This window comes from Enterococcus sp. 12C11_DIV0727 (assembly GCF_002148425.2).
GTDB lineage: Bacteria > Bacillota > Bacilli > Lactobacillales > Enterococcaceae > Enterococcus_L > Enterococcus_L lemimoniae.
In genome coordinates this window covers 2,510,582-2,535,461 of sequence record NZ_CP147248.1, presented here as the reverse complement: position 1 = coordinate 2,535,461, position 24,880 = coordinate 2,510,582, and the positions used below count along the sequence as shown (strand labels likewise).

General features: G+C 37.4%; 22 protein-coding genes and 1 pseudogene. 2 read left to right on the top strand and 21 right to left on the bottom strand.

Features of this window, described 5'->3' with window-relative positions; translation table 11 throughout:
* From A5866_RS12005 to A5866_RS11960, 10 genes and pseudogenes are all read right to left on the bottom strand, one after another.
* Positions 1–345 carry an LPXTG cell wall anchor domain-containing protein gene (locus tag A5866_RS12005; RefSeq protein WP_086445268.1) on the bottom strand — a complete coding sequence of 115 codons (345 nt, stop codon included), beginning with the start codon at positions 343–345 and terminating at the stop codon, positions 1–3.
* Between the two features lie 18 nt (positions 346–363).
* Positions 364–2,910, bottom strand: a complete 2,547-nt coding sequence (locus A5866_RS12000; RefSeq protein WP_086445269.1) for a lectin-like domain-containing protein — start codon at positions 2,908–2,910, stop codon at positions 364–366.
* Between the two features lie 43 nt (positions 2,911–2,953).
* Positions 2,954–3,640, bottom strand: coding sequence for a response regulator transcription factor (locus A5866_RS11995; RefSeq protein ID WP_086445270.1), 687 nt, complete (start codon positions 3,638–3,640; stop codon positions 2,954–2,956).
* Positions 3,641–3,877: 237 nt separating this feature from the next.
* On the bottom strand, positions 3,878–4,606 hold the full coding sequence (locus tag A5866_RS11990; protein ID WP_339099680.1) for a site-specific integrase: 729 nt from the start codon (positions 4,604–4,606) through the stop codon (positions 3,878–3,880).
* Positions 4,607–4,624: 18 nt separating this feature from the next.
* Positions 4,625–4,678: pseudogene (locus A5866_RS11985) on the bottom strand (hypothetical protein); the annotation flags it as partial.
* Between the two features lie 32 nt (positions 4,679–4,710).
* Positions 4,711–5,037 carry a hypothetical protein gene (locus A5866_RS11980; RefSeq protein WP_339099679.1) on the bottom strand — a complete coding sequence of 109 codons (327 nt, stop codon included), beginning with the start codon at positions 5,035–5,037 and terminating at the stop codon, positions 4,711–4,713.
* Positions 5,038–5,579: 542 nt separating this feature from the next.
* The gene (locus tag A5866_RS11975) at positions 5,580–7,232 is read right to left on the bottom strand and encodes a peptide ABC transporter substrate-binding protein (RefSeq protein WP_086277434.1); all 1,653 of its coding nucleotides are present in this window, start codon (positions 7,230–7,232) and stop codon (positions 5,580–5,582) included.
* Positions 7,233–7,400: 168 nt separating this feature from the next.
* Positions 7,401–8,957 (bottom strand): ribonuclease Y, encoded by a 1,557-nt coding sequence (gene rny, locus A5866_RS11970; RefSeq protein ID WP_086445271.1) that lies wholly within the window; start codon positions 8,955–8,957, stop codon positions 7,401–7,403.
* A 256-nt stretch (positions 8,958–9,213) separates the two neighbouring features.
* Positions 9,214–10,263, bottom strand: coding sequence for a recombinase RecA (gene recA, locus A5866_RS11965; protein WP_010762249.1), 1,050 nt, complete (start codon positions 10,261–10,263; stop codon positions 9,214–9,216).
* A gap of 107 nt (positions 10,264–10,370) precedes the next feature.
* Complete coding sequence (locus A5866_RS11960) at positions 10,371–11,618, bottom strand: competence/damage-inducible protein A (RefSeq protein ID WP_086445272.1); 1,248 nt, start codon at positions 11,616–11,618, stop codon at positions 10,371–10,373.
* A gap of 339 nt (positions 11,619–11,957) precedes the next feature.
* On the opposite strand from A5866_RS11960, the gene A5866_RS11955 reads away from it, so the two are divergent.
* Together A5866_RS11955 and A5866_RS11950 are read left to right on the top strand one after the other, a co-directional pair.
* A complete protein-coding gene (locus tag A5866_RS11955; protein WP_254907618.1) occupies positions 11,958–12,293 on the top strand; it encodes a hypothetical protein in 336 nt (111 codons plus the stop codon).
* A gap of 5 nt (positions 12,294–12,298) precedes the next feature.
* Positions 12,299–13,069 (top strand): hypothetical protein, encoded by a 771-nt coding sequence (locus A5866_RS11950; protein ID WP_254907619.1) that lies wholly within the window; start codon positions 12,299–12,301, stop codon positions 13,067–13,069.
* Between the two features lie 126 nt (positions 13,070–13,195).
* On the opposite strand, the gene A5866_RS11945 is transcribed toward A5866_RS11950, so the two are convergent.
* From A5866_RS11945 to A5866_RS11895, 11 genes are all read right to left on the bottom strand, one after another.
* Positions 13,196–13,984, bottom strand: a complete 789-nt coding sequence (locus tag A5866_RS11945) for a TraX family protein (protein WP_086445273.1) — start codon at positions 13,982–13,984, stop codon at positions 13,196–13,198.
* A gap of 235 nt (positions 13,985–14,219) precedes the next feature.
* The gene (locus A5866_RS11940; protein WP_086445274.1) at positions 14,220–14,843 is read right to left on the bottom strand and encodes an NAD(P)-dependent oxidoreductase; all 624 of its coding nucleotides are present in this window, start codon (positions 14,841–14,843) and stop codon (positions 14,220–14,222) included.
* A 79-nt stretch (positions 14,844–14,922) separates the two neighbouring features.
* On the bottom strand, positions 14,923–15,336 hold the full coding sequence (locus tag A5866_RS11935; protein WP_086277439.1) for an Rrf2 family transcriptional regulator: 414 nt from the start codon (positions 15,334–15,336) through the stop codon (positions 14,923–14,925).
* A 176-nt stretch (positions 15,337–15,512) separates the two neighbouring features.
* The gene (locus A5866_RS11930) at positions 15,513–18,527 is read right to left on the bottom strand and encodes a polysaccharide lyase 8 family protein (protein ID WP_086445275.1); all 3,015 of its coding nucleotides are present in this window, start codon (positions 18,525–18,527) and stop codon (positions 15,513–15,515) included.
* A 111-nt stretch (positions 18,528–18,638) separates the two neighbouring features.
* Positions 18,639–19,442, bottom strand: coding sequence for a gluconate 5-dehydrogenase (locus A5866_RS11925; protein ID WP_086277441.1), 804 nt, complete (start codon positions 19,440–19,442; stop codon positions 18,639–18,641).
* Between the two features lie 15 nt (positions 19,443–19,457).
* Complete coding sequence (gene kduI, locus A5866_RS11920; RefSeq protein ID WP_176271366.1) at positions 19,458–20,300, bottom strand: 5-dehydro-4-deoxy-D-glucuronate isomerase; 843 nt, start codon at positions 20,298–20,300, stop codon at positions 19,458–19,460.
* Between the two features lie 13 nt (positions 20,301–20,313).
* Positions 20,314–21,321, bottom strand: a complete 1,008-nt coding sequence (locus A5866_RS11915) for a sugar kinase (protein WP_086445276.1) — start codon at positions 21,319–21,321, stop codon at positions 20,314–20,316.
* A 4-nt stretch (positions 21,322–21,325) separates the two neighbouring features.
* Positions 21,326–21,970: a bifunctional 4-hydroxy-2-oxoglutarate aldolase/2-dehydro-3-deoxy-phosphogluconate aldolase gene (locus A5866_RS11910; protein WP_086445277.1), complete on the bottom strand. Its 645-nt coding sequence runs from the start codon at positions 21,968–21,970 to the stop codon at positions 21,326–21,328.
* A gap of 24 nt (positions 21,971–21,994) precedes the next feature.
* A complete protein-coding gene (locus tag A5866_RS11905) occupies positions 21,995–22,795 on the bottom strand; it encodes a PTS system mannose/fructose/sorbose family transporter subunit IID (protein ID WP_176271367.1) in 801 nt (266 codons plus the stop codon).
* Positions 22,788–23,579 carry a PTS mannose/fructose/sorbose/N-acetylgalactosamine transporter subunit IIC gene (locus tag A5866_RS11900; RefSeq protein WP_086277445.1) on the bottom strand — a complete coding sequence of 264 codons (792 nt, stop codon included), beginning with the start codon at positions 23,577–23,579 and terminating at the stop codon, positions 22,788–22,790. The genes A5866_RS11905 and A5866_RS11900 overlap by 8 nt, the downstream gene beginning before the upstream one ends.
* A 352-nt stretch (positions 23,580–23,931) precedes the next feature.
* Positions 23,932–24,831, bottom strand: coding sequence for a PTS mannose/fructose/sorbose transporter subunit IIAB (locus A5866_RS11895; RefSeq protein ID WP_422389673.1), 900 nt, complete (start codon positions 24,829–24,831; stop codon positions 23,932–23,934).
* Positions 24,832–24,880: the final 49 nt, after the last annotated feature.

The window sequence follows — 24,880 nt, the reverse complement described above, 5'->3', positions numbered from 1 at the left end:
TTACCCTTCCTTCCCATTTTTTGTTTGCTGATTCTTTTTACGTTTCCATAAAATAAACAACACAACCAAAAGAATAAGAATGGCGCCGCTGATGACTAAACTTTTTTTCACTAATTCTCCTGTTGAAGGGTATCTACCTTTAGGTTTTATAGAGCTGTCTGGTTGCGTTACCGTTGTCGTCGATTCTATTGAGCTGCTACTATCCGTACTAGCTTCATAAAAACCAATACCTGCGTTCGTCTGAACTTGACCTATTTCTTCAGCATGAACCGGCGTATAACAACCCAAACCAATGCCAATACAGAGAACAGAGGTCAATAGGAAATATACTGCTTTTTGTTTCATTGATTTTCCCTCCATTGTCTAATAAGCCTCTTCTACACGCCAAATCAGTGTTGTTTCATACTCACCGATTACTTTCACTGCCCCAGAGGGAACATCCAAGCGAAGCCCTTGTTTATCTGGTCCCCATGTCTTAGTTGAAACATTGTATTGACCAGAAGCTTCATGTTTTGTCCGCAATACTTCTTGGGCATCGACAGATAGTGTTTTTTTATCTGTTGCTGTTTGATAACTTAAAACACCATTCAGTACATGAGTAGGACTGTCAGGAATACTTAGCTCGCCCTCTAATTTGACTGATAGCTTCCAACTATCTAGATTTTTACGATTATCCCAAATAACTAATGGTTGATCATAGGAAGGATTAGCATCTTTTGTGCCCTTCCAACTGACTTCATGACTACCAAAATCAATTTCCGTTGGCCCAGAATAAATAGATAACGTTCCTTGGAATGTGTAGGTTACTTGCGTACCCTTCGCCTCGATCAATACTGCCGTTTCATTTGTTGGGCGTCCTGAAGTTTCCAACAAATATCGTTTAGTAAGAACTTCCGTAATAGCTTCTTTTACTTCTTGGTCTTTCGTTAAATCTACTTTTTCGCCGATTGTTTTTTCTTTTACTAATGCTTCATGTAATTTGCCATTAGCTTCATCTACAAATTGAATCGTCAAATTAGCTTTCGCTTTTTTGTAGTAAAAATAAACATCTTGTGGCGTTTCCTGAACTGTTCCTGACGCATTTCCTTCTGTTCGATCATATAGATAATCGGCAATAGTGATAGGTGTTTCATTATAGACTGTCCCAACTTTTTGATTGATTGTTTTAGGAGCTGCTAAATCAGCTTTATTTTCGTCGACATAATGAATCGTTACGTGTCCTTTTATTAAAGGGATGTTCACGATTACTGGATTAGATGAAGACGCAACTTCATTTACTGAAGAAAGGTAATCAAATGTCGTTTTTAGTTGAACATCATTTTGGCTGCTTGTAACTGTTGCCTCTAAACTTAGCTCATAAGGAACATCTGCGCGTGAAAACGCTAGATTGGAAATGATTAATTGATTATTTACTTGTTGGATCGACGTTTCAGGTATTTTCACCCCATCTAAAGCCAATGTCCCTGCTCTATAGGTCAATCCCTCAGCTAAATTTACTCTCATCTTCGTTCCATCTGTACTCATAATGCTATTTCCATCAAAAATAATCGTGTCTTTTAGTTTCAACGTTTCGTTTTTCTTAGCATCCACGGTTTCTTGCAGTGCACTATTTTGAGTAAGATTTTCTATCTGCGCTGTTTGTTCAATGTCTCCTGGTAATTGTGTAATCGCTATGGCATTTTCCTCGTAAGATCCACCTGTAGATCCAGTAAAGCCCCAATAAACTTCTGTGCCACCAAATTTTGTATTCAGATCAGGAATCCGATACGAGTCTGAACCTACTCCAGAAAGTGTGTAAGATAAGGTCTGAGTAGCAGAATTCCATATAACATCTAGTGTTCTCCATGTATCATTCGATAAATATTCAGGTGATAAAATCCAGCTGTGATGCTGACCCGTATAGCTATTATTTTGTAGCCCAGGTGTAACAAATGCCACATGACCTTTTTTACCGTTTTCACCAACTTCTCGATCCATACGATTACTTGATCCATTATTAAAATAAGTATCAAATTCGATCGATAACCCTCTTTGAACGTATGGATTTCCAGAACGACCACCATAATACGCACCTAATCCCATACCAGAAGAGCCAATAACAGCTGTAGGGGTTGTTGCCATTCTAGGATCATTTTGTAGTGTGAAGGTAATTCCATCCCCGGCACTTGCTCCTCTATTTCCTAAATATAAATAGGATTTCAGGTGAAAATCTTTTTTTAGATTTAATTTTTGTTGAGACCAGATCGCTCCGATCTGGCTACCCATATTTTTTGTGACCCGCAAAACTTTTCCATTATTGATCAGTTCTGGGCCTGTCCCAATTGGCGCTCGAAAAACATCCAACAATGGTAGACTATCAACCGGCGGTGTAGTTGCATCTCTTGTCAATGCTCTTGATTGTTTCAGCGGTTTTGCTTCTTGTTCTACCGATTGCATTTCTTTCATTTTAGCTGGAGTGAAATCAACGTTTTTTTCGGCCAAAACCACTTGCTGATCCCCCAAAAGATTGATTTTACCTGAATTTCCAGTTGCTTCTTGCTCTACTGAAAAAGACAAAACAAGTTGTTTTGTACCGCCCTCTATAAGCAATTTTTTATTCTTTTGTTCTTTTAAATCTGTTACCACAAGTTTTCCATCAAAGGTTGAATCAGCACCATTTTCTATTGCTTCATCTTCGATATATTTGAGACCTTCCGTTTCCAGTATTAAACTTTGTTTCTCCGTATTGCCGATAGTTAAAACAACCGTTGCGCAGCTTGAGTCTGTTTGGGTAGATATATCGATTTTAACTTGATCATTTGCCTGTTCCGCCGCTTTGATCGGTGAAAATGACTTGATCATAAATAGGATACTGATCACTGAAAAAAATGCCATGATCCAACCAATCACTACTATTTTTCTTTTTTTCATTTTTTGTTGTCCCCTTTCAAAAAAGGTAGTTACATATTTCCTATTATTCGTTGCAAAGTAAGTATCCTCTTGACCTGACTGTTTTTATAAAGACGGGACTTGAAGCCTCTCTCTCTATTTTTTCTCTAATATGGAACATAATATTAGCAATCCTGTATTTTTCATTATTATATTTTTGATGCCAGACCGCTTCAAAAATTTCTTCATATGTTACGGTGTTCCCCATATTATCTGCTAGAACTTGCAATGTTCTATATTCTAAATTTGTTAGTGGCGTCGTCGGTTTTCCTCCAATTCTCATTACTTGGTTTCTGCTATCTAACGTAAATGAATCATTTTCTGTATCCAAACCTAGCGGTATTCCAGGTTGCTCCAACTGGTTTCTTTTCAATGCATTTGTTATAGTTAATCGGAAAATGTCTGAAGTCTGATTATCATCAAAAATACTATCTGCACCTAATTGGAGAAAAACTACCTTGCTGATGTTATTCATTTTTTGTGCAGCAATCCAAATGAAAGCATCTGATTGCTCTCTTATTTTTAAAATCAATTCACTAGCTTCACAAATAATGTCATCATTTGTGCCAAAAATAATGATACCGTCGATTGATTGTGAAGGTTGCCCGATCCTATTTTGATCAAGTTTTTCGATTAAGCATTCTTTTTCGATTGAATGTATGTATTTTTCTTTATCAAAATCTGACAGCTTTATATAGCCTATGTGATACATTTATTCTCCCCCTGTTCCAAATACATAATTACTTACTAGATATGAATCTTCACCCTTTCTTCTATTAGTAGGTCTTTAAACATTTTCAATATATTTCACACTAAAAAACTGTAATCTAATTTCTTTATCTTTATTGTTTGACAATAAAGAACACCTTAAAAATACCTTGAAAATACTGAGTATATTATAAAATTGACGACTTTCATGACGGCGTATAAAATCAAAAAAAGTCGTGAGCTAGCCCACGACTTTTTTTAATTTATTAGTATCTATGAAATTTTGAGAGGAGGAAGATAGCAGATAGTCCATTGCTGAAATAGCGGCTCTTCGATTTTCTAACATGGAATCTGTATATGTATCTAGCGTCATCTTTACTGATGTATGTCCAAGTAAACGACTCAAACTTGCAATATCAGCACCATTCTCCAAACAACGAGTGGCAAAAGTATGTCGTAATGAATGAAAGTGTATATTTTCCAACCCAGCCATATGAAGCATTCGTTTAAAACGATAGTTGATCAGTCGTGGTTCGATTATTTTTCCATTATCAGCAACAACGTATTCACAGTTTTTTTGTTTTTGCTTATCTAATAAATATTTTTTTAAGTTTGGTGATAATGGAATAACTCTTTTTGAACTGTCAGTTTTTGGTGATCCCTCGATAAGTTGTGTTTTCTTTTTTTCATTTGTCGTTCTACTTATCCTGTAGACCGTTCGCTGAACCTGGATCGTCTCCTTATCAAAATCAATATCCTCCCACTTTAATCCACTGATTTCACCAATTCTCATGCCAGAGTATAAAGCTAAAATTACGGGCGAACAGCTTTGGGATTGAAAAGCAATCAGCTCTAATTTACGTTGGTCTTTGATTGTTAATGCTTTTACAGACTTTATTTTGACCTTTGGCAGCGTACTTCCAATACAAGGATTTTGGCTAATATACCCCTTTTTTTCTGCTTCACACAAGCAAATTTTTAAAATATGGAAAATATTCCTTATATACCCAGAAGATAATTGTAATTTCTCTAAATATTCGATAAATTCTTGGATATCATTCGAATCAATTTTAATTAATTTTTTTTATTAAAATAAAACAATAAGTAGTTGTTGATGATCCCAGAATAAACCGAAAAAGTAGTAGGTTTAACGATCTTTTTTAAATATTTTTCTTTCCAAAATAATAGCCAATCAGAAAAATCACCATAATAAATTTTTCTACAGTTTTGTTTACCAACGTATTGAGCTTTTAATACTACCAACCGTTCTTTAACTTCTGTATATTTTTTTCCATAAACATAGCCATATTGAATTTTTCCGTCAGGAGTGCGGTTTTTGATATAACGCCCTTCCCAACGCCCATCTTTTCGTTTATAAATATTTTCTCCTTTTTTTGACATATTGATTTCCTCCAAGTTTTTGACGGTATTTTTGACGGCTTATCTTTATAACACCCTTCAAAGCCTATTCTATCAATATTTTCTTATATAAATGATAGATATAATTGTTAATAATTCTCTAATTTTTTGTATTTAAAAACAAAAAATGAAAATAATATTTTTTATCCCCCCATTGACTTAATCATGTTTTAACATTAGAATCGTAATTATAGTAGAATTATTTTTTTCTATTTATTGCTCTATTCTATATTGTCAAACAATAAAGAAATTTAAATCATATTATAAATAATTATATTTTTGAAACTGATTTTTCACCCTGCGTATTTATTTTAACGCATATACATTACAAAGCTATTTATTTTTTTATTTTCCATAAATTTTATGTTTTTTGAATCAAAAATAATCTGATAAAACAAAACTTTTCTTTATTTTGTTTTATCAGATTATTTTTTCTACTAAAAAAGAGATGAGGCTGAACTGTAAAGTTCTGTCTCATCTCTTTTCATTAAAGTAATGTTGAATTACTGCTATTTATTTGTTTATTAATCTTCAATATACGTCCATTTAAAGTCGTATTTTGCCCCAGTTGAATGATAGACAACATCTTTAACTTTTTCAGAGCGAAGATGTGCTTCAGCTTTTTGATACAATGGAATAACACCCATATCATCCATTAATATTTTCTCTGCATCCAACATATCTTGCCAGCGTGCTTCTGGGTTATTTGCATTTGTTGTTGCAGCACTTTCAACTAGTTTGTCATATTCAGGGTTTGAATAATGACCTCTATTATAAGAGTTATCTGTTGTAAATAGATCTAAGAAACTACTTGGATCAGCATAATCCGCCCCCCAAGCGCTAACAGCAATTTGGAAGTCGCCTTTATTTGAACGATCTAAGCGAACTGAGAAAGGTACAGGACTAACAGATACTTTTAAACCTTCTAATGTATCAGACAATGAACCTTGAAGATACTCAGCCATTTTCTTCGCATTGTCGGTATCATCGATCAATAAATCGATTGATACTGTAGAAACACCTAATTCATCTTTGGCTTTTTTCCATGATTCTTTGGCTTTATCAACATTGTAGGTTACTTCGTCACCTAGCTCTTTAGCGAAGTCTTCATCTGTTTTGGGATCTGCCGCTAAACCTTCTGGAACTAATCCCATTGGAACAGCTGAACCATTCGCTAAAATTTGTTCAACTAACGCTTTACGATCAATTGCATAAGATAATGCTTTACGTAAATTTACATTTCGGTAAGGTGAGTTTTCTTCTCTTTGATTTGGTTCAAGATAGAATGTTGAAGCACCTTTTAAAATAATATAGTTCGGCTCGTTTTTCATTTGTTGCGCTAACTCACCAGATAACGGTACTTCATCAGCTTGTCCATCTTGGAATAAGTTCAATGACGTTGGCGCTTCTTTCACAACATCGATTGCTACTTTGTCTAGTTTAACAGTATCTTTGTCCCAGTATTTATCATTTTTTGAGTAAGACCAGCTTGTATCTGTTCCAGGTCCATCAAAATCAGTTAAGGTAAATGGACCATTGTAGACTGATTTGTCACTAGCTGTTGTATAGTCTTTACCATATTTTTCAGCAATATCTTGTCTTTGCGGTAAAAATGATGGGAAAGCCAATAAGTAATCAAAGTACGGTGTTGCTTTTTCTAATGTAATTTCTAATTCATAATCACCTACTGCTTTTATCCCTAACTCTTCTTTTTTCATTTCGCCCTTAGAGATTTTTTCAGCATTTTTTACAGAATTGAACATGTATGCATATTCTGACCCAGTTGCTGGATCAACCGTTCTTTGCCAGCCATAAACAAAATCTGCAGCTGTTACTGGTTTGTCGTCAGTCCACATAGCATCTTCTCTTAATTTCACTTTATACGTTAGACCATCTTCGCTAACTTCTGCCTTTTCGGCAGCTCCAGCTGGTTGAGGTTTATTATCTTTATCTAAACGATAAATTCCTTCATAGACATTATTTAAGGCTACAAAACTTACTTCATCTGTCGCTAATGAAGGATCTGCACTTGGCATTTCTTGTCTTTCAATGTATCTAAATACTTTTTCTTCGCTACCAGACCCACCGTCGGCATTTTTAGAATTCCCGCCACATGCAGCTAAGGCAATACTTGATAAAGCAATCAAGCCTAGTAAGGCACTTTTCTTTAATTTCATCTAAAAAACCCCCAATTTTAATAAAAGCTACAAAGAATATATCAAAGTTCTATGTTAGCCACTATTAAAACACCACGACAGGTTTAGTAAAAATATTCTGAATTTTTTCTAATGTAAACTAAAAAAAGAAGCAACTCACCTTAAGGCGTTGCTTCTTTCATTCATTACTTATTTAGCATAATCAACTGCACGTGTTTCACGGATAACAGTCACTTTGATGTGTCCTGGGTAATCCAAGTCGTCTTCGATTTTCTTACGAATATCTCTTACTAAACGAACAGCTTCTAAATCTGTGATTTCATCTGGTTTGACCATGACGCGAACTTCACGTCCTGCTTGTACAGCGAAACTAGAATCAACGCCTTCAAATCCATTAGAAATATTTTCTAAGTTTTCTAAGCGGCGAATATAGTTTTCCATTGATTCGCTACGAGCGCCTGGTCTAGCAGCTGATAAAGCATCTGCTGCCGCCACTAATACTGAAATAACAGACGTTGCTTCAACATCACCATGATGTGAGGCAATTGCATTAATAACTGTTGAGTTTTCTTTGTATTTAGCAGCTAATTCAGCACCGATTTCGACGTGAGATCCTTCAATCTCATGATCCAATGCTTTACCAATATCATGTAGTAAACCTGCACGTTTTGCTAATTGGATATCTTCGCCTATTTCTGCGGCCAAGACACCAGTTAATTTAGCCACTTCGATTGAGTGATTTAATACGTTTTGACCATAACTTGTACGGAAACGCAATCGACCTAAAATCTTGATCAAATCTGGATGTAACGTATGAGCACCAACTTCAAAAGCTGCTTGCTCTCCGTATTCACGGATTCGTTCGTCCATCTCCTTACGAGACTTTTCAACCATTTCTTCAATACGGGCTGGATGAATCCGGCCATCTTGAATCAATTTTTCTAGTGTCATACGAGCAATTTCTCTACGAATTGGGTCGAATCCTGAAAGTACCACAGCTTCCGGCGTATCATCAATAATCAAATCGATTCCTGTTAAGGTCTCTAATGTACGAATGTTACGTCCTTCACGGCCGATGATTCTTCCTTTCATCTCATCATTTGGTAAGCTAACAACAGAAACAGTTGTTTCAGAAACTGAATCCGCCGCACAACGTTGAATCGCTAAGGAAAGTAAATTTTTCGCTTTTCTATCTGATTCTTCTTTTGCACGTTGTTCAGATTCTTTGACCATTACGGTTAACTCATGACTTAGTTCTTCTTCTGTTGATTTCATGATAATATCTTTTGCTTCGTCTTTAGATAGTGAAGCAATACGTTCTATTTCTTGGTGTTGCTTTTCAACTAGTTCTTCTACATCTTTTTCTCGCTCATCAATTAATTGCTGTCTAGCACCAAGTTTCTCTTCTTTTTCTTCCAGTGAGTTTTCACGTTTTTCAAGAGAGTCATCTTTACGATCTAATGTTTGTTCTCTTTGTAGTAAACGATTTTCTTGAGATTTAAGTTCTACTTTGCTTTCTTTCAACTCACTTTCAATTTCTGAACGATACTTCTGGTTTTCTTCCATAGCTTTTAATAAAGCTTCTTTTTTCAGAGTCTCTGCTTCTTTATTCGCACTTTCGATTATGCCTTCTGCAGAGGACTTTGCACCATCTATAGCCTTTTCATGACGTGATTTTGCAACGACTAACCCTAAACCAAGACCGACAATTAAACCGATGATAGCGAGGAGAATTCCTAAAACCATTGTTTCCACCTCCGTACTATCTTCAATTTTTCAATATTCATGTAGTTTTCTGATAAACTATAATCAATTATCAATATGCCTACTTGCATACGTGTTTAGCACACAACTTTATTCTAATGTTTGTACACCAGTGTGTCAACTTAAAAAAGCCCTTTCCGGTTGAAAGAGCTCTGATGCTGAAAAGAATCCCAACTACATAAAAAAGCAAACCAATAAAAAGCTGTGAACAGCTCTCATTGGTTTGCTTTGTTTGATCTTATTCTTCGTCAAGTGGAAGTTCTTCTTGTGCTTGTTCTTCTTCAACGATTGCGGTTCCATCACCGATACCGAATGCATCACGAACACGTTTAGAAACTTCTTCTACCATTTCAGGATGTTCAGTCATGTAAACTTTAACATTTTCACGACCCTGACCAATTCGTTCTTCTTTATAGCTATACCACGCGCCGCTCTTGTCAACAATGTCTTTTTCAACAGCCATATCAAGTAATTCACCTTCTTGAGAAATCCCTTGGCCGTACATGATGTCAACTTCAGCTACTTTAAATGGCGGTGCTACTTTATTTTTTACAACTTTGATTTTTGTCCTGTTACCAATAATGTCTGTTCCTTGCTTCAATTGTTCAGCACGTCTTACTTCTAAACGAACTGTTGCATAGAATTTCAAGGCACGTCCACCAGGTGTTGTTTCTGGGTTACCAAACATAACCCCAACTTTTTCACGGATTTGGTTGATGAAGATCGCAATCGTCTTCGTCTTGTTGATTGAACCTGAAAGCTTACGTAAGGCTTGTGACATCAAACGTGCCTGCAACCCAACGTGACTTGCACCCATTTCGCCATCGATCTCTGCACGAGGTACTAGCGCCGCTACAGAGTCAATTACGACGATATCGATCGCACCACTTGAAACTAACGCATCTGCAATCTCTAATCCTTGTTCACCAGTATCGGGTTGTGAAAGAAGTAATTCATCAATATTAACCCCTAAAGCTTGTGCATATTGAGGATCTAACGCATGCTCTGCATCGATAAATGCAGCCGTGCCACCTTGTTGTTGCACAGAAGCGATTGCATGTAAAGCAACCGTTGTTTTACCAGAACTTTCTGGTCCATACACTTCAACGATCCGTCCACGAGGATAACCGCCGACACCTAAAGCCACATCCAATGCTAGAGAACCACTAGGGATCGTCGAAATTTGTTGATCGATCTTCTCCCCTAATTTCATTACTGAACCTTTACCAAAGTTCTTTTCGATTTTTTTTAGTGCGGCATCTAAGGCCACTTTACGATCATCTGCCAATCGATAATCCTCCTTATATATAAACGATTTAAATTCCTTTTCAATAAATATATCATAACTGGTTTATTTAAAAAAAGCAAGAGAAAAACGAACAAACATTCGCCTTTTTAATTTTTCTTATTTACTGCTCTTAAAATCAGGTCTAAACCTTTCATCACAGCACTTTGGCGAACATAACGTCGATCACGGTTGAAATGTTGAAGCACAGCTATTGTTGGTTGACCTTTTTCAGCAAACCCAATCCAAACAGTGCCAGCAGGTTTTCCTTCTAATTCATCTGGACCTGCAACTCCAGTAAAGGATACCGCAAAATCTGCATCCGCTACTATTCTTGCTCGCTCTGCCATTGCGATTGCGCACGCTTCACTGACAGTACCTTCTTTTTCCAATAGTTTCGTATCAATACCTAAAAAATGTGCTTTTGTTTCAGCAGAATAGGTGACAAAACCACCTTTAAAAACCTCTGATACACCAGTTATGTCTCCTAACGTACTTTGAAACAATCCTGCTGTTAAGCTTTCTGCGGCTGTTACAGTTTTTCTACATTTCTTTAATGCGTCAACAGTCACTTTCACTAAGCTATTCTCATCCCCATAGCCATAAAAATACATACCTACTTTAGCCATGATCTTAGCTTCTAACTCATCCAACAGTTGTTGCCCTAAATCATCATCCGCAACCTTCGCAGTCAAACGTAATGTAACTTCATTTGGTTTGGCGTAAGGTGCGATCGTTGGATTGGTTTGCCTATCTATCAATTCTTTTAACTCAGTTACTAACTGTGATTCACCAATGCCATAAAACCTCAACACTCTCGATATCAGCTGTTCTGCTTGCGGAAATCGTGCTGCTAATAATGGACGAACGTTTTGCTGAAACATTGGATTTAATTCATTGGGCGGTCCTGGTAATAATAAATAGGTCGTCTCATTTTCAGTGATCAAGGAACCGACTGCTAGTCCCGTAGGATTTTGGATAGCGACCCCACTTTCGATCATTAAGGTTTGTCTTAAATTGTTTTCTGTCATTTTATTTTTTGAAAACTTAAAAAATTCATGAAGACGTGCAAGTGCCTGCTCATCTTGAACTAACGTCCGGCCAATATGTGCTGCTACAGTATCTTTTGTTAAATCATCATCTGTAGGACCTAATCCACCGCATAAAACGATCAAATCACTACGGTCTTCAACTTCAACCAATAACTGTTCCAAACGCTGTGGGTTATCTCCTACAACGGTATGATAATACACCTCGATTCCTAAGTCTGCCAACTCTCGTGATAGAAAAGTCGCATTTGTATTGACAACTTGACCTAATAATAACTCGGTGCCAACTGCAATGATCTCTGCTTTCATTTTTCCCCTCTTCTCTAATAAGATACGTAAACGATGCTTATTTCATTTTATCATATGATTTTTTTTTATTGCTACTTAACGTCTTTGAAGGTGTAATTCCCTGAAAATTGAAATATTTATCATTAGAAAAATAATATGATACAATTTGTCCAATGTGCTATCTAGCTTTTCGGGATAGCTCTGACAGAAAAAGATAAAATCTGCCTGTGGCAAAAATCGCCACAAACACATTTTCCTATTTTTCTGTCAGAGCTGGACGAGCCCGCTACGCTTTTACTATTTTCCTGTCAAGGCTGATCAAGCTCTTTCAGCTTTTAAAATAAGGAGGAAAAGGAATTAATGACAGTATTTATTGGCATTATAAGTTTTTTAGGATTTATCACTGGTGGCGTTCTTTCACTAAAAGCCGTTTTTAAAAAGCAACCAAAACAAAAAGTTTTACTTTTAACTGGAATCAGTTTTCTAACAATGATCGGGGCTATTGCTTTATCACCTGCCACACCCAGCCTTTCATTAGCAGAAAAATCGGTAGAGACAAATGACTCTGGAATAGCCACAATCACAGGAAAACAAATGAGCAAAGTAACATTACCGTTGATGGTGAAACGATCGACACTAAAAACGGCAAATTTTCTTACAAAGTATCGCTGCACGACGACCAACCACAAAAGTTAACATTCATGGCTTCAATCGGTGACATAGAGCAAGCTGAAACAATCGAAGTCAAACCTTCAAAAGCATTCGTTGCCTTTTTAAATGAAGAAAAGCAAAATAAAGAAACCCTTAAAAATGCTGAAACAGCTCTAATATTAGCTGAAGGTAAACCTACGCAAAAAAATTATGATGAAGCTGCAACTCGCGTCACTTCATTAACTAAGGAACAAGATGATTTTATAAAACGTTTAGCCATTGTTAAAGATAACGTCCCAATCTACACAGCGGTTGAACTGGCAGAAACAAAACAAACGAAAGAACAGCTCGATGCTGCAACAGCATTAGTTGCACAGGCAACCTTAAACAAAGATGCGCTCGCAAAACGATTAACTACTGTTCAACAAAAAATCACTGAAAAGGAAAAAGCCGAAAAGCAAATCGCAGCGGCTCGTGAAGCGGTAGAAAAGGCCGAACAAGAACCAACAGATGACCACTACAACCAAGCAATCGCTAAAATCAAAGAACTACCCAATGGTCATCCAGACTTAACTGCTCGGGCAAATGGCATAAAACAAGCAATAACCACTCAAAAAGCCGCAGCTGAACAACAAGCACAAGCAGCGGCTCAAACACCTGAAACACCAACACCCAATACCCAAGAAACAGGTGAAATGGTTTTGGTTACTACAACAGGTTCTAAATACCATAATCGCAAATGTGGGAATGGGACGTATACTCCAACAACCTTAGAAGAGGCACAAGCAAGAGGTCTAACACCCTGCTCTAAATGTTATTGATCGCAACTAAATACAAAGCTGTATAAACAAAGTGTCTGGGACATAACTCTGCGAGTCATATCCCAGACACATGGAATCCGAATAAACGGTGGAATCAGAAGAAATCCCACCGTTTATGATGATAAATCAATGCATATACACATAAGCTGAAATCAAATACAAAATCCAAATATGCAGTGGATAGAATACATAAAAGAAATTTCTCATACCTCGCCCTTTTTCCCCATTGAACAACATGATAGGTAGTACGGCAAAAATCATCATCCATTGTGTCGAACCTTGAAAAAAGTAAAATAGTGCAGCTAAAGCAATCAATGTACATTGAAGCCAGCGATAATCTTTAGCTAAATACAATAACGGAATCAACAGTACCATCAAGCCATTCTCAGTAAATAGTAATGCAGGAACAAAAGTTACAATCTGGACTGCCACCATGACCGTATTTGGATTTGACATAAGCGAAAGTAAAATCCCTGAAGTAATAATCGGAAATAATATAATGACTATCCCCCATACTATCTTGCTAACCTTTTTATTTGAATTCCCTTCAGAAATCTTATCGATTCCGTACATCATTAATGTTCCAACTAAAATATCCCGAAAAATATTATTCATTAATTGAACTTCTTCATATCCAATGATCTTCTGTAGCGCGAAGCTTCCTAGAGTCATGATGACCATACCTACATACAAACGCATCATATATTTCTCTTTACTTCTTGTATGACTAAAACCGACTACACTGACAAAAAAGAAAAGGATTGCAACGGGACGCCCAAACCAATCTAACCAACTAGGTGCTCCCATTGGAACAAACATTTGATGAATATGATCGATAAACATCAAAATGATTCCGATTATTTTTAAATCAAATGTTGTGAGACCTTTAAACTTACTTGTTGTCACATTATTCATTATTGCTTCCTCCTCATTCATTAACCTAGCATATTATAAATTAAAGGAGCTTTTTTCACCTTAGAATCACCTTACGTCAGCCTATCAATTTCGTCATGTAACAGCCTTAAACTCTTAGTGCTTTAACACTTAGAAAATAAAAGAAGCAACAAGGTTGGGACAGAAGCGTTTATTCGGGTGAAAATAGCCTGAAATATAACTTTTTAAGTTATATCCCAGGCTATTATTTCATTTTTTATTGATGAACACTAAAACGTTGGTTTGGATGTACATTTTTTTCAATTTCATCCACCATTGCAATTGCATAATCAGCATAAGAGATATAACTCTTACCAGCTTGATCCGTTTCTAATTCTTCGCCAGCCACAACATATTTACCTGTTGCAGGACCTTCCGCATCAAATTCAGCTGCTGGACTAATGTAGGTCCAGTTAATATCTTTCGCAGCTTCTAGTAAGTCCAACCCTTTACCCATAGCTATTGCTAATGGTTTAAATGCTTCTGGAAAATCTGGTGTTTCACTTAAGCGAACCGTATGTTCTGGATTTACAAATAAACTTCCTGCGCCACCGACAACCAACAAACGTGTTTTTGTATTCGTCAAAATATCGATCAAATGTTGTGTTGAGCCAGTAAATTCACTCACATCACCCCAGAATCCTAACGCACTAACTAAAACGTCAAAGCCTTTCACATCTTCTGTTGTTAAACTGTACACATCTTTTTCGATAACGGGTGTACCATCTGTGATTTTTGCTGCATCACGAACGATAGCAGTCACTTCTAATCCACGTTTCTTTGCTTCTTTCAAAATTGCTGAACCTGCTTTACCGTTTGCTCCTAAAATTACTACTTTCATATTTTATTCTTCCTCTCTCGTAATGAAACTTTTTTTGTTACATTTGTTCTTAAAAAGAGAAGAGACACGTTTAAGTCTCTTATTGCTTAATTTGATGGATCACATCAGCTAAGGCAATTTCTTTTAATTCGGCTTCCATGCTTTGCTGAACTTTACTATATTGTTCTTCTAAAGCAGACTGGATATTCGCTCCAACAAGGCAGTTCGGATTAGGATTTTGATGAATGTTGAATACTTCATGATCTAACTCGACCGCTTCATAGACATCATAGAGAGAAATATCTTCTGGTTTTTTCAACAAATAGGTTTGAGTTGCGCCTCTACTTGTGTGGATAAGTCCAGCTTTTTTTAGCTTACTCATCAACCTTCTGACAACAACTGGATTGGTATTTACACTTGATGCGATCAATTCAGAATTGACACGATCGGGTGGCCCGATTTCAATCAAACTTAGAATATGGATCGCAACACTTAATTTCGTCGACATGGCCATGTCTATCACTCCAAATCTTAGTAACATTCTAAGTTACATTCAAATCTTACTGCGATTCTTTAAAAATGTCAACAAATAAAATCACTTTATTTTATTCTGCTTAAAAAAAAATGATTTCTAGCCTAAACATTCCCTATTACTTAGGGAAGTCAGACTAGAAATCATTTTTTACTTATTTACTCTACAACGATTTGTTTACTACTTCCACCTGTGTTCTCGAAATGAATCGTAAAGGTATCAGTGGCTTCGTCATATGTTACCCCTTCACTTAGCATCACAATTTGCTGGAAGTCTTTAGGTATTTTGACTGTCATAACGACATTTGATTGCGTTGGCTCTGCTAACACATAGGTTTTCTTGCCTTCATTTGTTTTCTTCAATAAAGACACCGCCTTGTTCGACGTGATTCCCGCTATACTGCCACCAGTCTCTTCCCAGATATTCACACCTAAGTAATTAGCTTTTTTCAACTCTACAGCTTGAATATCAGCTGAATTAGCTAAAATCGTTACAGGTTTTTCTGCTGCATATTTTTTTAGACCTGCTTCATCAATTCCCGGCAATGTTACATATGCATACTGCTCATTCGTTGGATTTTTCCCGTGATCTAGTACAAACTTGCGATAGTTTCCAGTGTATTGATCGTTACTAGGAAAAGCTTCATTGATTTCTGTATACGATCCTTTACGAACTTCACTGATTACATCCACTGTTGCATTCTCCGGGAAATAGTAGCCAATATTCGCATTTTGGTGATTTGATTTTAATAGTAGCCATTCTTTCGTACTGCGTTCTTTTTCTTGTTGAATCACACCATTATTTGACAGTACGTCATAGGTATAGTTGTCATTTAATAGACGATTATCTACTATGGTTTCAATCGAAGCTGTCGTATCCCCTTTGATTCCCGCGCCTAATGCGACAATTTGTCCATCTACCACAAACCATGATTTTTTTCCTTGGAGATTCATTGGTAACACGGTCCCATTATTTTTTGTTCCTGTTTTATTCAACGCCATCCCTACAACAGCTTGATTATCTAGAGCTACGCCGCCAACCCATTTTTCTTTTGAGGTAACTGTTGTGAAGGCGGATACTTCATCTTTTAAAGGAACGGTATCTACAGTTGTACCTGGCAACCGATAAGGATCGACTGTTGGCCAATAAGCAGAATTAAATTGTACTTCGTCATCATTATACAAATACAACATACCATCAGCTGTATGCCAGCCACGTTTATTTTCTTTGTTGCCTGCTTCAAAGGACGAAATCCTGCTAGAATATAAACTTAAACCCATCATGTAATTTGGTGTTCTTTGAACAAATCGATCCATTGAGGCATACATTTTTGTCCCGACAAATGGCAAGGTCTCACCAATGATTGCTGTATCGTCCAATACAGACATCGTCATTTGTAAATCATTATAATCTCTTGCATTAGTCAAATAATACGTTGGATTTTCTTTCATCCAATATTTAGCAGCTTCTTTAAATTTCGTTTGGTATTCCGTTGGAGCAAATTTTGAGACGATCAATAAATTATAAAGGGTTGTGGAACCATAACCTGTTTTAGTTTTAGCTGGCGCTCTAGAGATTGAACGACCATTGACACCTGGTAACATTTCGCCTTGATAGATCAAAGGAATAAATGTTTTGTCAACATTTTCAACGAACGATTGAACAATCGTTGGATCCATTTCAAATTTAGAATCTTTAGTGATTGCTAAGATTTGGCCCACACCTTTCATCAGTACATTGCCATATGATCCTGTATAGGGAATATTATTATGCTGAATAAAGGAACCATCTTGATAAAAACCGTCACCTTTGGTCACTAATTTAAACACATCGACAATACTGCTAGAAGCTTGACTGATTTTCCCATCATTTTCTTGTAAAATGCCCAATGCTAAAACAGTTTGAGCTAAATCTGTACGATTCGCTCCCGAAGTTACAAAGTTAGGAATAAATGCTAGATCAACGAACGTTCCTTGGGCTTTGGTATACAATTGTTTAAACGGATCAGGCACATAGCCGCTCATAGCTTCCGTATACTGCTGTTGTTTAGCTTGTGGTACTTGATCTCCTAAAATCATTAAAATACCAACAAATTTTTGCGGTACACCAATCTGCCAATCCCACCAATTGCCATGATATTTCTTCCCGTCGTAGCCTTTTTTTGTCACCATGAAATCTAAGCCGTCGTTGATTGCAGCAGCTATCTGCGGATCATGATAAAAAACACTACCTTTTGTTCCATAGGCTAAAGCAAGTTTTTGTAATTTAGTAAATTGTGTCGTCAAATCTGCTGAAGCTGTGTTCCCTTGCTCGATTGGCCAAAGATATGTTCGATTTGGGTCTTTATTTAAGGTTTGATATAATTGCTCCGCTTCTTCTGAAAGTTTTTTAACGTAGTTTACAACGGTCGTATTGGTTTCGTCATACTGATCAGAGACCAATTGATTTTTCCATTTTTCTTTTAAAGTTGCATAATCGCTTACGTTATTTTCAACAGGAAGACTGCCAACTGCACCACTACGCATTGACAGGACGTTTAGTTTTGATAGATTGCCAAAAAGGCGAATCCCTACATATCCTTCCCAATCACCGTCAATACTCGTAGAAGTATTCGGGTAAATCACTTCATTATTTTCATATAACAGTTGGTCATTCAAAAACGCTTCGATGCTCTTTCCTTCATAACGGATCAATACTTTATAGCGTTGCCCTGAAATCAATTTAGGCCCAGTAATCGTTGTAATCCATTTTCCTCCAGGTTGTCCTAATTGCCATTGCCCATCTCGAGTATAAGCGAAAGACTGCCATTTTTTAGAATCTTGTAAATCAGCGCGAAAGACTAACCCAAAATTCGTTTGTCCTTCATATAAAAATGTATATTCCAGATCACCAGCACTTTTACTGCCAGCATTTTTATTTAAGGAAACCGATTCTAAATTTGTTCCTTGTTTTGTATTTCCAATAATCAACCCATTAGCTGTACTTGCCTTATCGGCTTTTCCAACAACATCTTGCCATTCTCCCAGCTGATTAGCAAAATCTGATTCGTAAATACCAGTTTGGACTTGAGTTACTTCCTCAGCAAAACTCTCACCACTCAGTGCATAAGAAAAACTACCAAGTAAAAGTGAGCAGCCTACAATACACAGCCATTTTTTAGATCTATTGATCATTATTGTACCCTCCTTCTCTGATCGTTAAGCAAACGCTTTCATTGTTTTGTAAGTGAGAACCCATAATACGATTGGCGATCATGGGTTGCTCTTTCTACTATTATAAGTTGTTTACGGTTGTTTGCCAATATAGGCTAAAATACCACCATCAACGTATAAAATGTGTCCATTCACAAAATCTGATGCACTTGAAGCTAAGAAAACTGCTGGACCACTTAAGTCGACCGGCTCGCCCCAACGAGCTGCTGGTGTTCGTCCTATGATAAATTGATCGAAAGGATGACGATCACCGTTTTCTTGTTTCTCTCTTAACGGTGCTGTTTGTGGTGTCGCAATATAGCCAGGCCCAATGCCATTGCATTGGATATTGTATTGACCGTATTCAGAAGCAATATTTTTCGTCAACATTTTAAGCCCGCCTTTAGCTGCCGCATAAGCACTGACTGTTTCTCTGCCCAGCTCACTCATCATTGAACAAATATTAATAATTTTGCCGCCGCCTTTTTCGATCATATCTGGAATGACTGCTTTAGCCATGATAAAAGGTGCATTCAAATCCACATCGACCACTTGTCTAAATTCTGCCGCAGACATTTCGATCATGGGAATTCGTTTGATGATTCCCGCATTGTTCACCAAAATATCGATTGAACCAACCTCATCTTTGATTTGTTTAACTGTCGCTTGAACGGCCTCTTCATCTGTTACATCACAAGCATAACCTCGAGCTTTGATCCCCGCTTCTTGGTAAAGAGCCAGTCCTTTATCTACAGAGTCTTGAGACAAATTATTAAAAACGATCATAGCGCCAGCCGCAGCTAATGACTTAGCGATTTCAAAGCCAATACCATGTACAGCCCCTGTTACTAACGCTACTTTCCCATCTAAACGGAACATGTCCATATTAAATTCCATTTTTATTCCTCTTTTCTATTTTAGTTGATCCATCGGCACCATATCCATGTCTGTATACGTGATATTTTCGCCGCACATTGACCAGATAAACGTATAATCGCCTGTTCCTACACCTGAGTGAATCGACCAACTTGGTGAAATGATCGCTTGTTCATTGGCCACAACTAAATGCTTGGTTTCATCTGGTTTGCCCATCATATGGAAGACACGTGTATCTTCGCTAGCGTAGTCAAAATAAAGGTAAGCTTCCATCCGACGGACGTGTGTATGACAAGGCATTGTATTCCACGAGCTACCTGGTTCCAAGACTGTGTAGCCCATTTGAAGTTGGCAGCTTTCACAAACATTTGGGTGAATGTATTGATAGATTTTACGTTTGTTTAAGGTTAACGCTTCTCCTGTTTCCATCGGTTTGATTTGATCGATACTGATTTTTACATTCGGGTATTTATGATGTGCTGGAACGCTATTCACATAAAACTTAGCTGGATTTTTGGGATCATCTGATTGAAAAATCACTTGTTTGGTTTCTTTTCCGATATAATAACCATCTTGTTTTTTCATTGATTCTGTTTGACCATCAATTGTGATCGAGCCCGAACCACCGATATTGATTACCCCTAATTCTCGACGTTCTAAGAAGTAGTCAACACCTAATTCTTTCGTTAACACAATTTCTAATGACTCTGTTGTTGGTGTTACCCCACCAAAGATCATTCGATCATTGTGTGTATATGTCAAACTGATTTCACCCGGTGCAAATATTTTTTCTACTAAAAATTCTCTACGTAATTCTTCTGTTGAATAGTGACGGATATCTTCCGGACTATGCGTATATCTATTGTCCATATTTTGCATGATTCATACTCCCTTATCGAATTATTTTTCCTGAGCCACTTCTTAAAAAATCAGCGACTTCTTCTTTGTTAAACTGATTACAATCACCATGTACGGTATGCTTTAATACCGCTGCTGCTGTAGCAAAATCGACTGTTGCTTGCGGCGTCATTTGTTCTAATACACCATGTAAAATTCCACCAGCAAATGCATCGCCTGCACCAACTCGGTCTATAATTGGATCGATTTCATGGATATCTGATTCATAATAGTGATTATCCTGCCAAAGTGTACCGATTAATTGATTAGCACTAGCAGAATAGATTTTGCGTTTTGTTGAATAAAATAATTGAATATTTGGAAATAGTCGGTGCATTTCTTTGTAATAAAAGGCTAATTCATGTTCTTGTTCAGCTGGTTCATTGGTAATCCCCAAAAGATTGACTGCATCTAATTTCCCAGCTGAGCAATAGTCGACATATGGTAAAAGCTGTCGGATCACTTGTCCAGCTTCTTTTTGACTCCACAATTTACTACGGTAATTACTATCGAAACTAACTTTACAGCCTGATTTTTTGGCTTGTTTCATTAGCTCTAAGGTCATTGTCTGCCATTTTTTTGATAAAGCTGGTGTAATACCTGAAATATGAAAAATATCCACATCATCAAATAAAGTAGCTAAATCCCATTCAAGCACGTTCATCGCAGCAAAACCAGATTCAGCTCGATCATAAATAACAGCCGCAGCACGTCCGCCAATCCCTGTTTCCAGATAATACGTGCCTAAACGTTGACTCCCTGTAAGCAGATAGTGAGTGTCGACTTGATACCCATGCAAATGTTTGAACACTGCTTCACCTAAAGCTGTATCGGGTACTTTACTCGCAAAAATAACCTCATGTCCGTAATTTGCCAAAGAAATAGCTACGTTGGCTTCACCACCACCATAATGAGCCTGCAAAGAGTTACTTTGAACTAAACGATTTCCCGACTGCGTTGATAAACGCAACATGATTTCACCTAAAGTAACGACTTTTCCCATCTGCTCATCCCTTAATTTCTTTTAGTTTTGCTACATACTGACGGGCAGTTTCGGTAACTGTTTGGAAGTCACCAGCTGCAGCGGGCGCTAATAAATCACCACCAACACCTACTGTGACTGCGCCAGCCTTAAACCAATCTGCCATGTTTGCTAAATTGACACCACCTGTCGGCATGATGCTCGCTTGAGGCATTGGCGCCATAAAGGCGGAAATAATACTTGGTCCATAAACACTTCCTGGAAACAGCTTCACGATATCTGCGCCACTTTTCAATGCCTCTTGAACTTCTGTGATCGTCATACAACCCGGTAAATAAGGAATTTGATATAAATTACAAAGCTCAGCTGTCTTTATATCAAAACTTGGACTAACCACATACTCAGCACCAGCCATGATCGCCAATCGAGCGGTTAAGGCATCTAATACAGTACCAGCGCCGATCACAACATCCAATCGATCATTATAAACTGCTACTAATTCTTTGATCACTTCAGCAGCTTGCGGCACAGTGAAGGTCAATTCGATTCCAGTCATACCACCTTCAATAATAGCGTGACTAGCTTTTAACGCTTCTTCTTTAGTAGCACCACGGACAACAGCAACCACACCTGTTTTCTCTAAACGAGATAAAATATCGACTCGTTTCATTTAATCACCTATTCCTGCATTTTATTATCCTAGAATTCCAAAAGCACTTAATGCGATCGAAAGAATCAAAATGATCCAGATCACACGAGTTGAGTTTAAATTTTTCTGCCCTAACATCCAGTAAGTCAAAAGAACTAAAAGGATTGGGACTAACGATGGCAAAATAGCATCCAAAGTATCTTGAATAACTAATTCAACACCATCTTTTTTATAAACAAACGGTACTGTCGCTTTGATCACCGAAGGAATCAATGCACCGATCACGGTGATTCCTAAAACGGTTGCCGCATTCGTAAATGCTGATAATTTATCTTTTAAAGTCGTTACGAGTTTGACACCTTGTTTATAGCCAAGCGGCAATAATGCAGCTCGTCCAAACAATAACGCAATATTGGCAATGATCCAGATCACACACCCCACAACCGAACCATTTTGTGCCAAGGTTCCAGCAACTGAACCAAAAATCGTTCCCCAAATCACGTGGAACAATGAGTCACCAACACCCGCTAAGGAACCCATCAACGCTGTTTTTAACGCTACGATCGTGTCTTTTGCTTTGTAGCCATCTTGTTCTTCAATCGCAACATCGATCCCCATGATCAAGTTTCCGAAAATAGCATTAGTATTAAAAAATTGATTGTGCGTACGCATCATATCTTGGAATTGTTGTTCATCATGTCCGTAGAATTTTTTCAATACCGGTAAAATACCATATAAATAGCCAGAACTCATCATTCGTTCATAGTTCCAGTTTAATTGACTTCCTAAAATGTAGCGCCAGCTGATTGCATTCAATTCTTGTTTCGTTAGTTTTTGATTACTCATCGCCATCAAATCCTCCTTCAAAGTTGCTTGTTCCAGCATTTTCTTGCGCTACTGGTTTATCACTATCACGTTTAAATACGAGCATAGCTGCTACCATCCCAATGATCGAAACACCTAGCATTGGTACTTGTAGATAAGCGGCCAAAAAGAATCCTAATAATAGATAAGGAATATATTGTTTAGTCGGTAAGTAACGTAGTAAAATACCGACACCCACCACTGGTAAAACACCACCTGCTGTTTTCAGACCCGTCATCAACCATTCCGGCATATTTTCAGTAATGGTCGTAACTGCTGCATCGCCAACTAACAGCATCAATAAAATTGGAATAGCACGAGACAATCCCCATAAAAATGAACCTGACAATACTAAACGTGGAATCCGTTTGACCTGCATATTATCGATTGCTTTGTCGACACGATGCAACAGAAACACATTACAAAACCGTGCCACAACATCCAGCTGTAACATCAATAGTGATACTGGCACAGCTAAACCGATCCCATATTCAGCTCCCTTACCTGAAATAACCGCAAAGGCTGTCCCAAGCACCGCTCCAGTAAAATAATCCGGTACAGAAGCTCCACCAAATGCCGCAATTCCTAAACGCATAAGCTGTAAAGTCCCACCGACCATCAACCCTGTTTTCAAATCCCCCATGATCATCCCTGAAATCATTCCGGCAATGGCAGGTTGCGTCAACGTATTTGAAATAAGTGAATCATTAATTGCAATAAAAGCATAAACCGTAATAAGAATAATTTGATACGCCGCTAAATGCATGAATTTTCCTCCTAATTTTAAAAGCGGAACAAATCGGTTAATCCTGTAGAAAATTAGGAAATTGACATTGAAACGTTCTTTGTTTCACTGACAATTTATCTATTTTCCTAAGGATTGATTTGTGCAGCTAGATAATTTAAAAGCGTAGCGGGCTCGTTCAGCTCTGACAGGAAAATAGGAAAAATCGATTGAGACGCTTTTTGTCTCACTCTATTTTTATCTTTTTCCCGAAGAGCTAGCCCGCGTAACTAGATATGGTAACAACGTTCCGCTTCGATACACCTTGTACTTTTCAACATCAGTTCATTTCATTCACTGTGTTTCCTGGCACATTTCAAAGTGAGATAATATATTAATTTTTACTTTTCATTTTCTTCATAAAATCAATTGCCGGGTCATTTGGAACTAATTGAGCCGTAACATTTACCCCTTTTGAAGCAATCGATTCAAAAATACTCTCTTCATTTTCTAAAACCTGAATACTTTTCGTTATTTCACGAGCGCCTTCTTTGTAACTCATATTGCCAACATTCACAGTCTCGATTGGTCCGCCTGCTTCAATAAACCTTAAAACATCTGCTGGGTTTTTGAATAACAAGAACAGCCTTTGTTTACCATATTTACCAGCACAAATATTTCCCGCAGCTTCTGCAACAGGTAGAACCGATAATCGCATAGAAGTAGGTGCCGCCATTCTAAGAGAAGTCTTTTGCAAAGGATCTGAGGCTGCTTCATCGTTTGCCACAATAATTCTTTGTGTATCCAAACTTGTTGACCAAATCCCAGCTACTTGCCCATGAATCAAGCGTTCATCAATACGGGTATTGACGATATTGGCATAACCTGCATATTCACTATAATTACTGAGCTCAGTTTCTAAACTTGCTTCTGAAATATCTTTCTCAGCTTTATTCATACCAGCTTTGACATCCACAATGTTTTCTTTCGCCAAACAGACAAGTTCTTTGATAGAAGCTTGCTGATTGACAACAGCTTCAATTACGATTGAAAGAGTCATTCCGGCAATAATTTCAACATCAGCCACATTCAAATAATTTTTCACCGCAACGTTACAAGGCGTCCCACCTAGTAAGTCTGCAATGATCAGTGTCGATCCGTTAAGGGCTTTCATTTTTGAATTTAACTCATTTTCAAATTGGATATTATCCCCGTCAGGTCGTAAAGATACGGTATGAATATGTTCTTGTTGTCCAACAATCATCTCCAAACTACCTTTAACACCTTCAGCCATCCCGCCATGGCTTATCAATACAATGTTTTCCACTTGATTCCCTCCTTAA

Coding starts and splice junctions, on each gene's coding strand:
- A5866_RS12005 (WP_086445268.1), bottom strand. CDS start 345: ATGAAACAAAAAGCAGTATATTTCCTATTGACCTCTGTTCTCTGTATT.
- A5866_RS12000 (WP_086445269.1), bottom strand. CDS start 2,910: ATGAAAAAAAGAAAAATAGTAGTGATTGGTTGGATCATGGCATTTTTT.
- A5866_RS11995 (WP_086445270.1), bottom strand. CDS start 3,640: ATGTATCACATAGGCTATATAAAGCTGTCAGATTTTGATAAAGAAAAA.
- A5866_RS11980 (WP_339099679.1), bottom strand. CDS start 5,037: ATGTCAAAAAAAGGAGAAAATATTTATAAACGAAAAGATGGGCGTTGG.
- A5866_RS11975 (WP_086277434.1), bottom strand. CDS start 7,232: ATGAAATTAAAGAAAAGTGCCTTACTAGGCTTGATTGCTTTATCAAGT.
- rny (WP_086445271.1), bottom strand. CDS start 8,957: ATGGTTTTAGGAATTCTCCTCGCTATCATCGGTTTAATTGTCGGTCTT.
- A5866_RS11960 (WP_086445272.1), bottom strand. CDS start 11,618: ATGAAAGCAGAGATCATTGCAGTTGGCACCGAGTTATTATTAGGTCAA.
- A5866_RS11955 (WP_254907618.1), top strand. CDS start 11,958: ATGACAGTATTTATTGGCATTATAAGTTTTTTAGGATTTATCACTGGT.
- A5866_RS11950 (WP_254907619.1), top strand. CDS start 12,299: ATGGCTTCAATCGGTGACATAGAGCAAGCTGAAACAATCGAAGTCAAA.
- A5866_RS11945 (WP_086445273.1), bottom strand. CDS start 13,984: ATGAATAATGTGACAACAAGTAAGTTTAAAGGTCTCACAACATTTGAT.
- A5866_RS11940 (WP_086445274.1), bottom strand. CDS start 14,843: ATGAAAGTAGTAATTTTAGGAGCAAACGGTAAAGCAGGTTCAGCAATT.
- A5866_RS11935 (WP_086277439.1), bottom strand. CDS start 15,336: ATGGCCATGTCGACGAAATTAAGTGTTGCGATCCATATTCTAAGTTTG.
- A5866_RS11930 (WP_086445275.1), bottom strand. CDS start 18,527: ATGATCAATAGATCTAAAAAATGGCTGTGTATTGTAGGCTGCTCACTT.
- A5866_RS11925 (WP_086277441.1), bottom strand. CDS start 19,442: ATGGAATTTAATATGGACATGTTCCGTTTAGATGGGAAAGTAGCGTTA.
- kduI (WP_176271366.1), bottom strand. CDS start 20,300: ATGCAAAATATGGACAATAGATATACGCATAGTCCGGAAGATATCCGT.
- A5866_RS11915 (WP_086445276.1), bottom strand. CDS start 21,321: ATGGGAAAAGTCGTTACTTTAGGTGAAATCATGTTGCGTTTATCAACG.
- A5866_RS11910 (WP_086445277.1), bottom strand. CDS start 21,970: ATGAAACGAGTCGATATTTTATCTCGTTTAGAGAAAACAGGTGTGGTT.
- A5866_RS11905 (WP_176271367.1), bottom strand. CDS start 22,795: ATGAGTAATCAAAAACTAACGAAACAAGAATTGAATGCAATCAGCTGG.
- A5866_RS11900 (WP_086277445.1), bottom strand. CDS start 23,579: ATGCATTTAGCGGCGTATCAAATTATTCTTATTACGGTTTATGCTTTT.
- A5866_RS11895 (WP_422389673.1), bottom strand. CDS start 24,831: ATGGCTGAAGGTGTTAAAGGTAGTTTGGAGATGATTGTTGGACAACAA.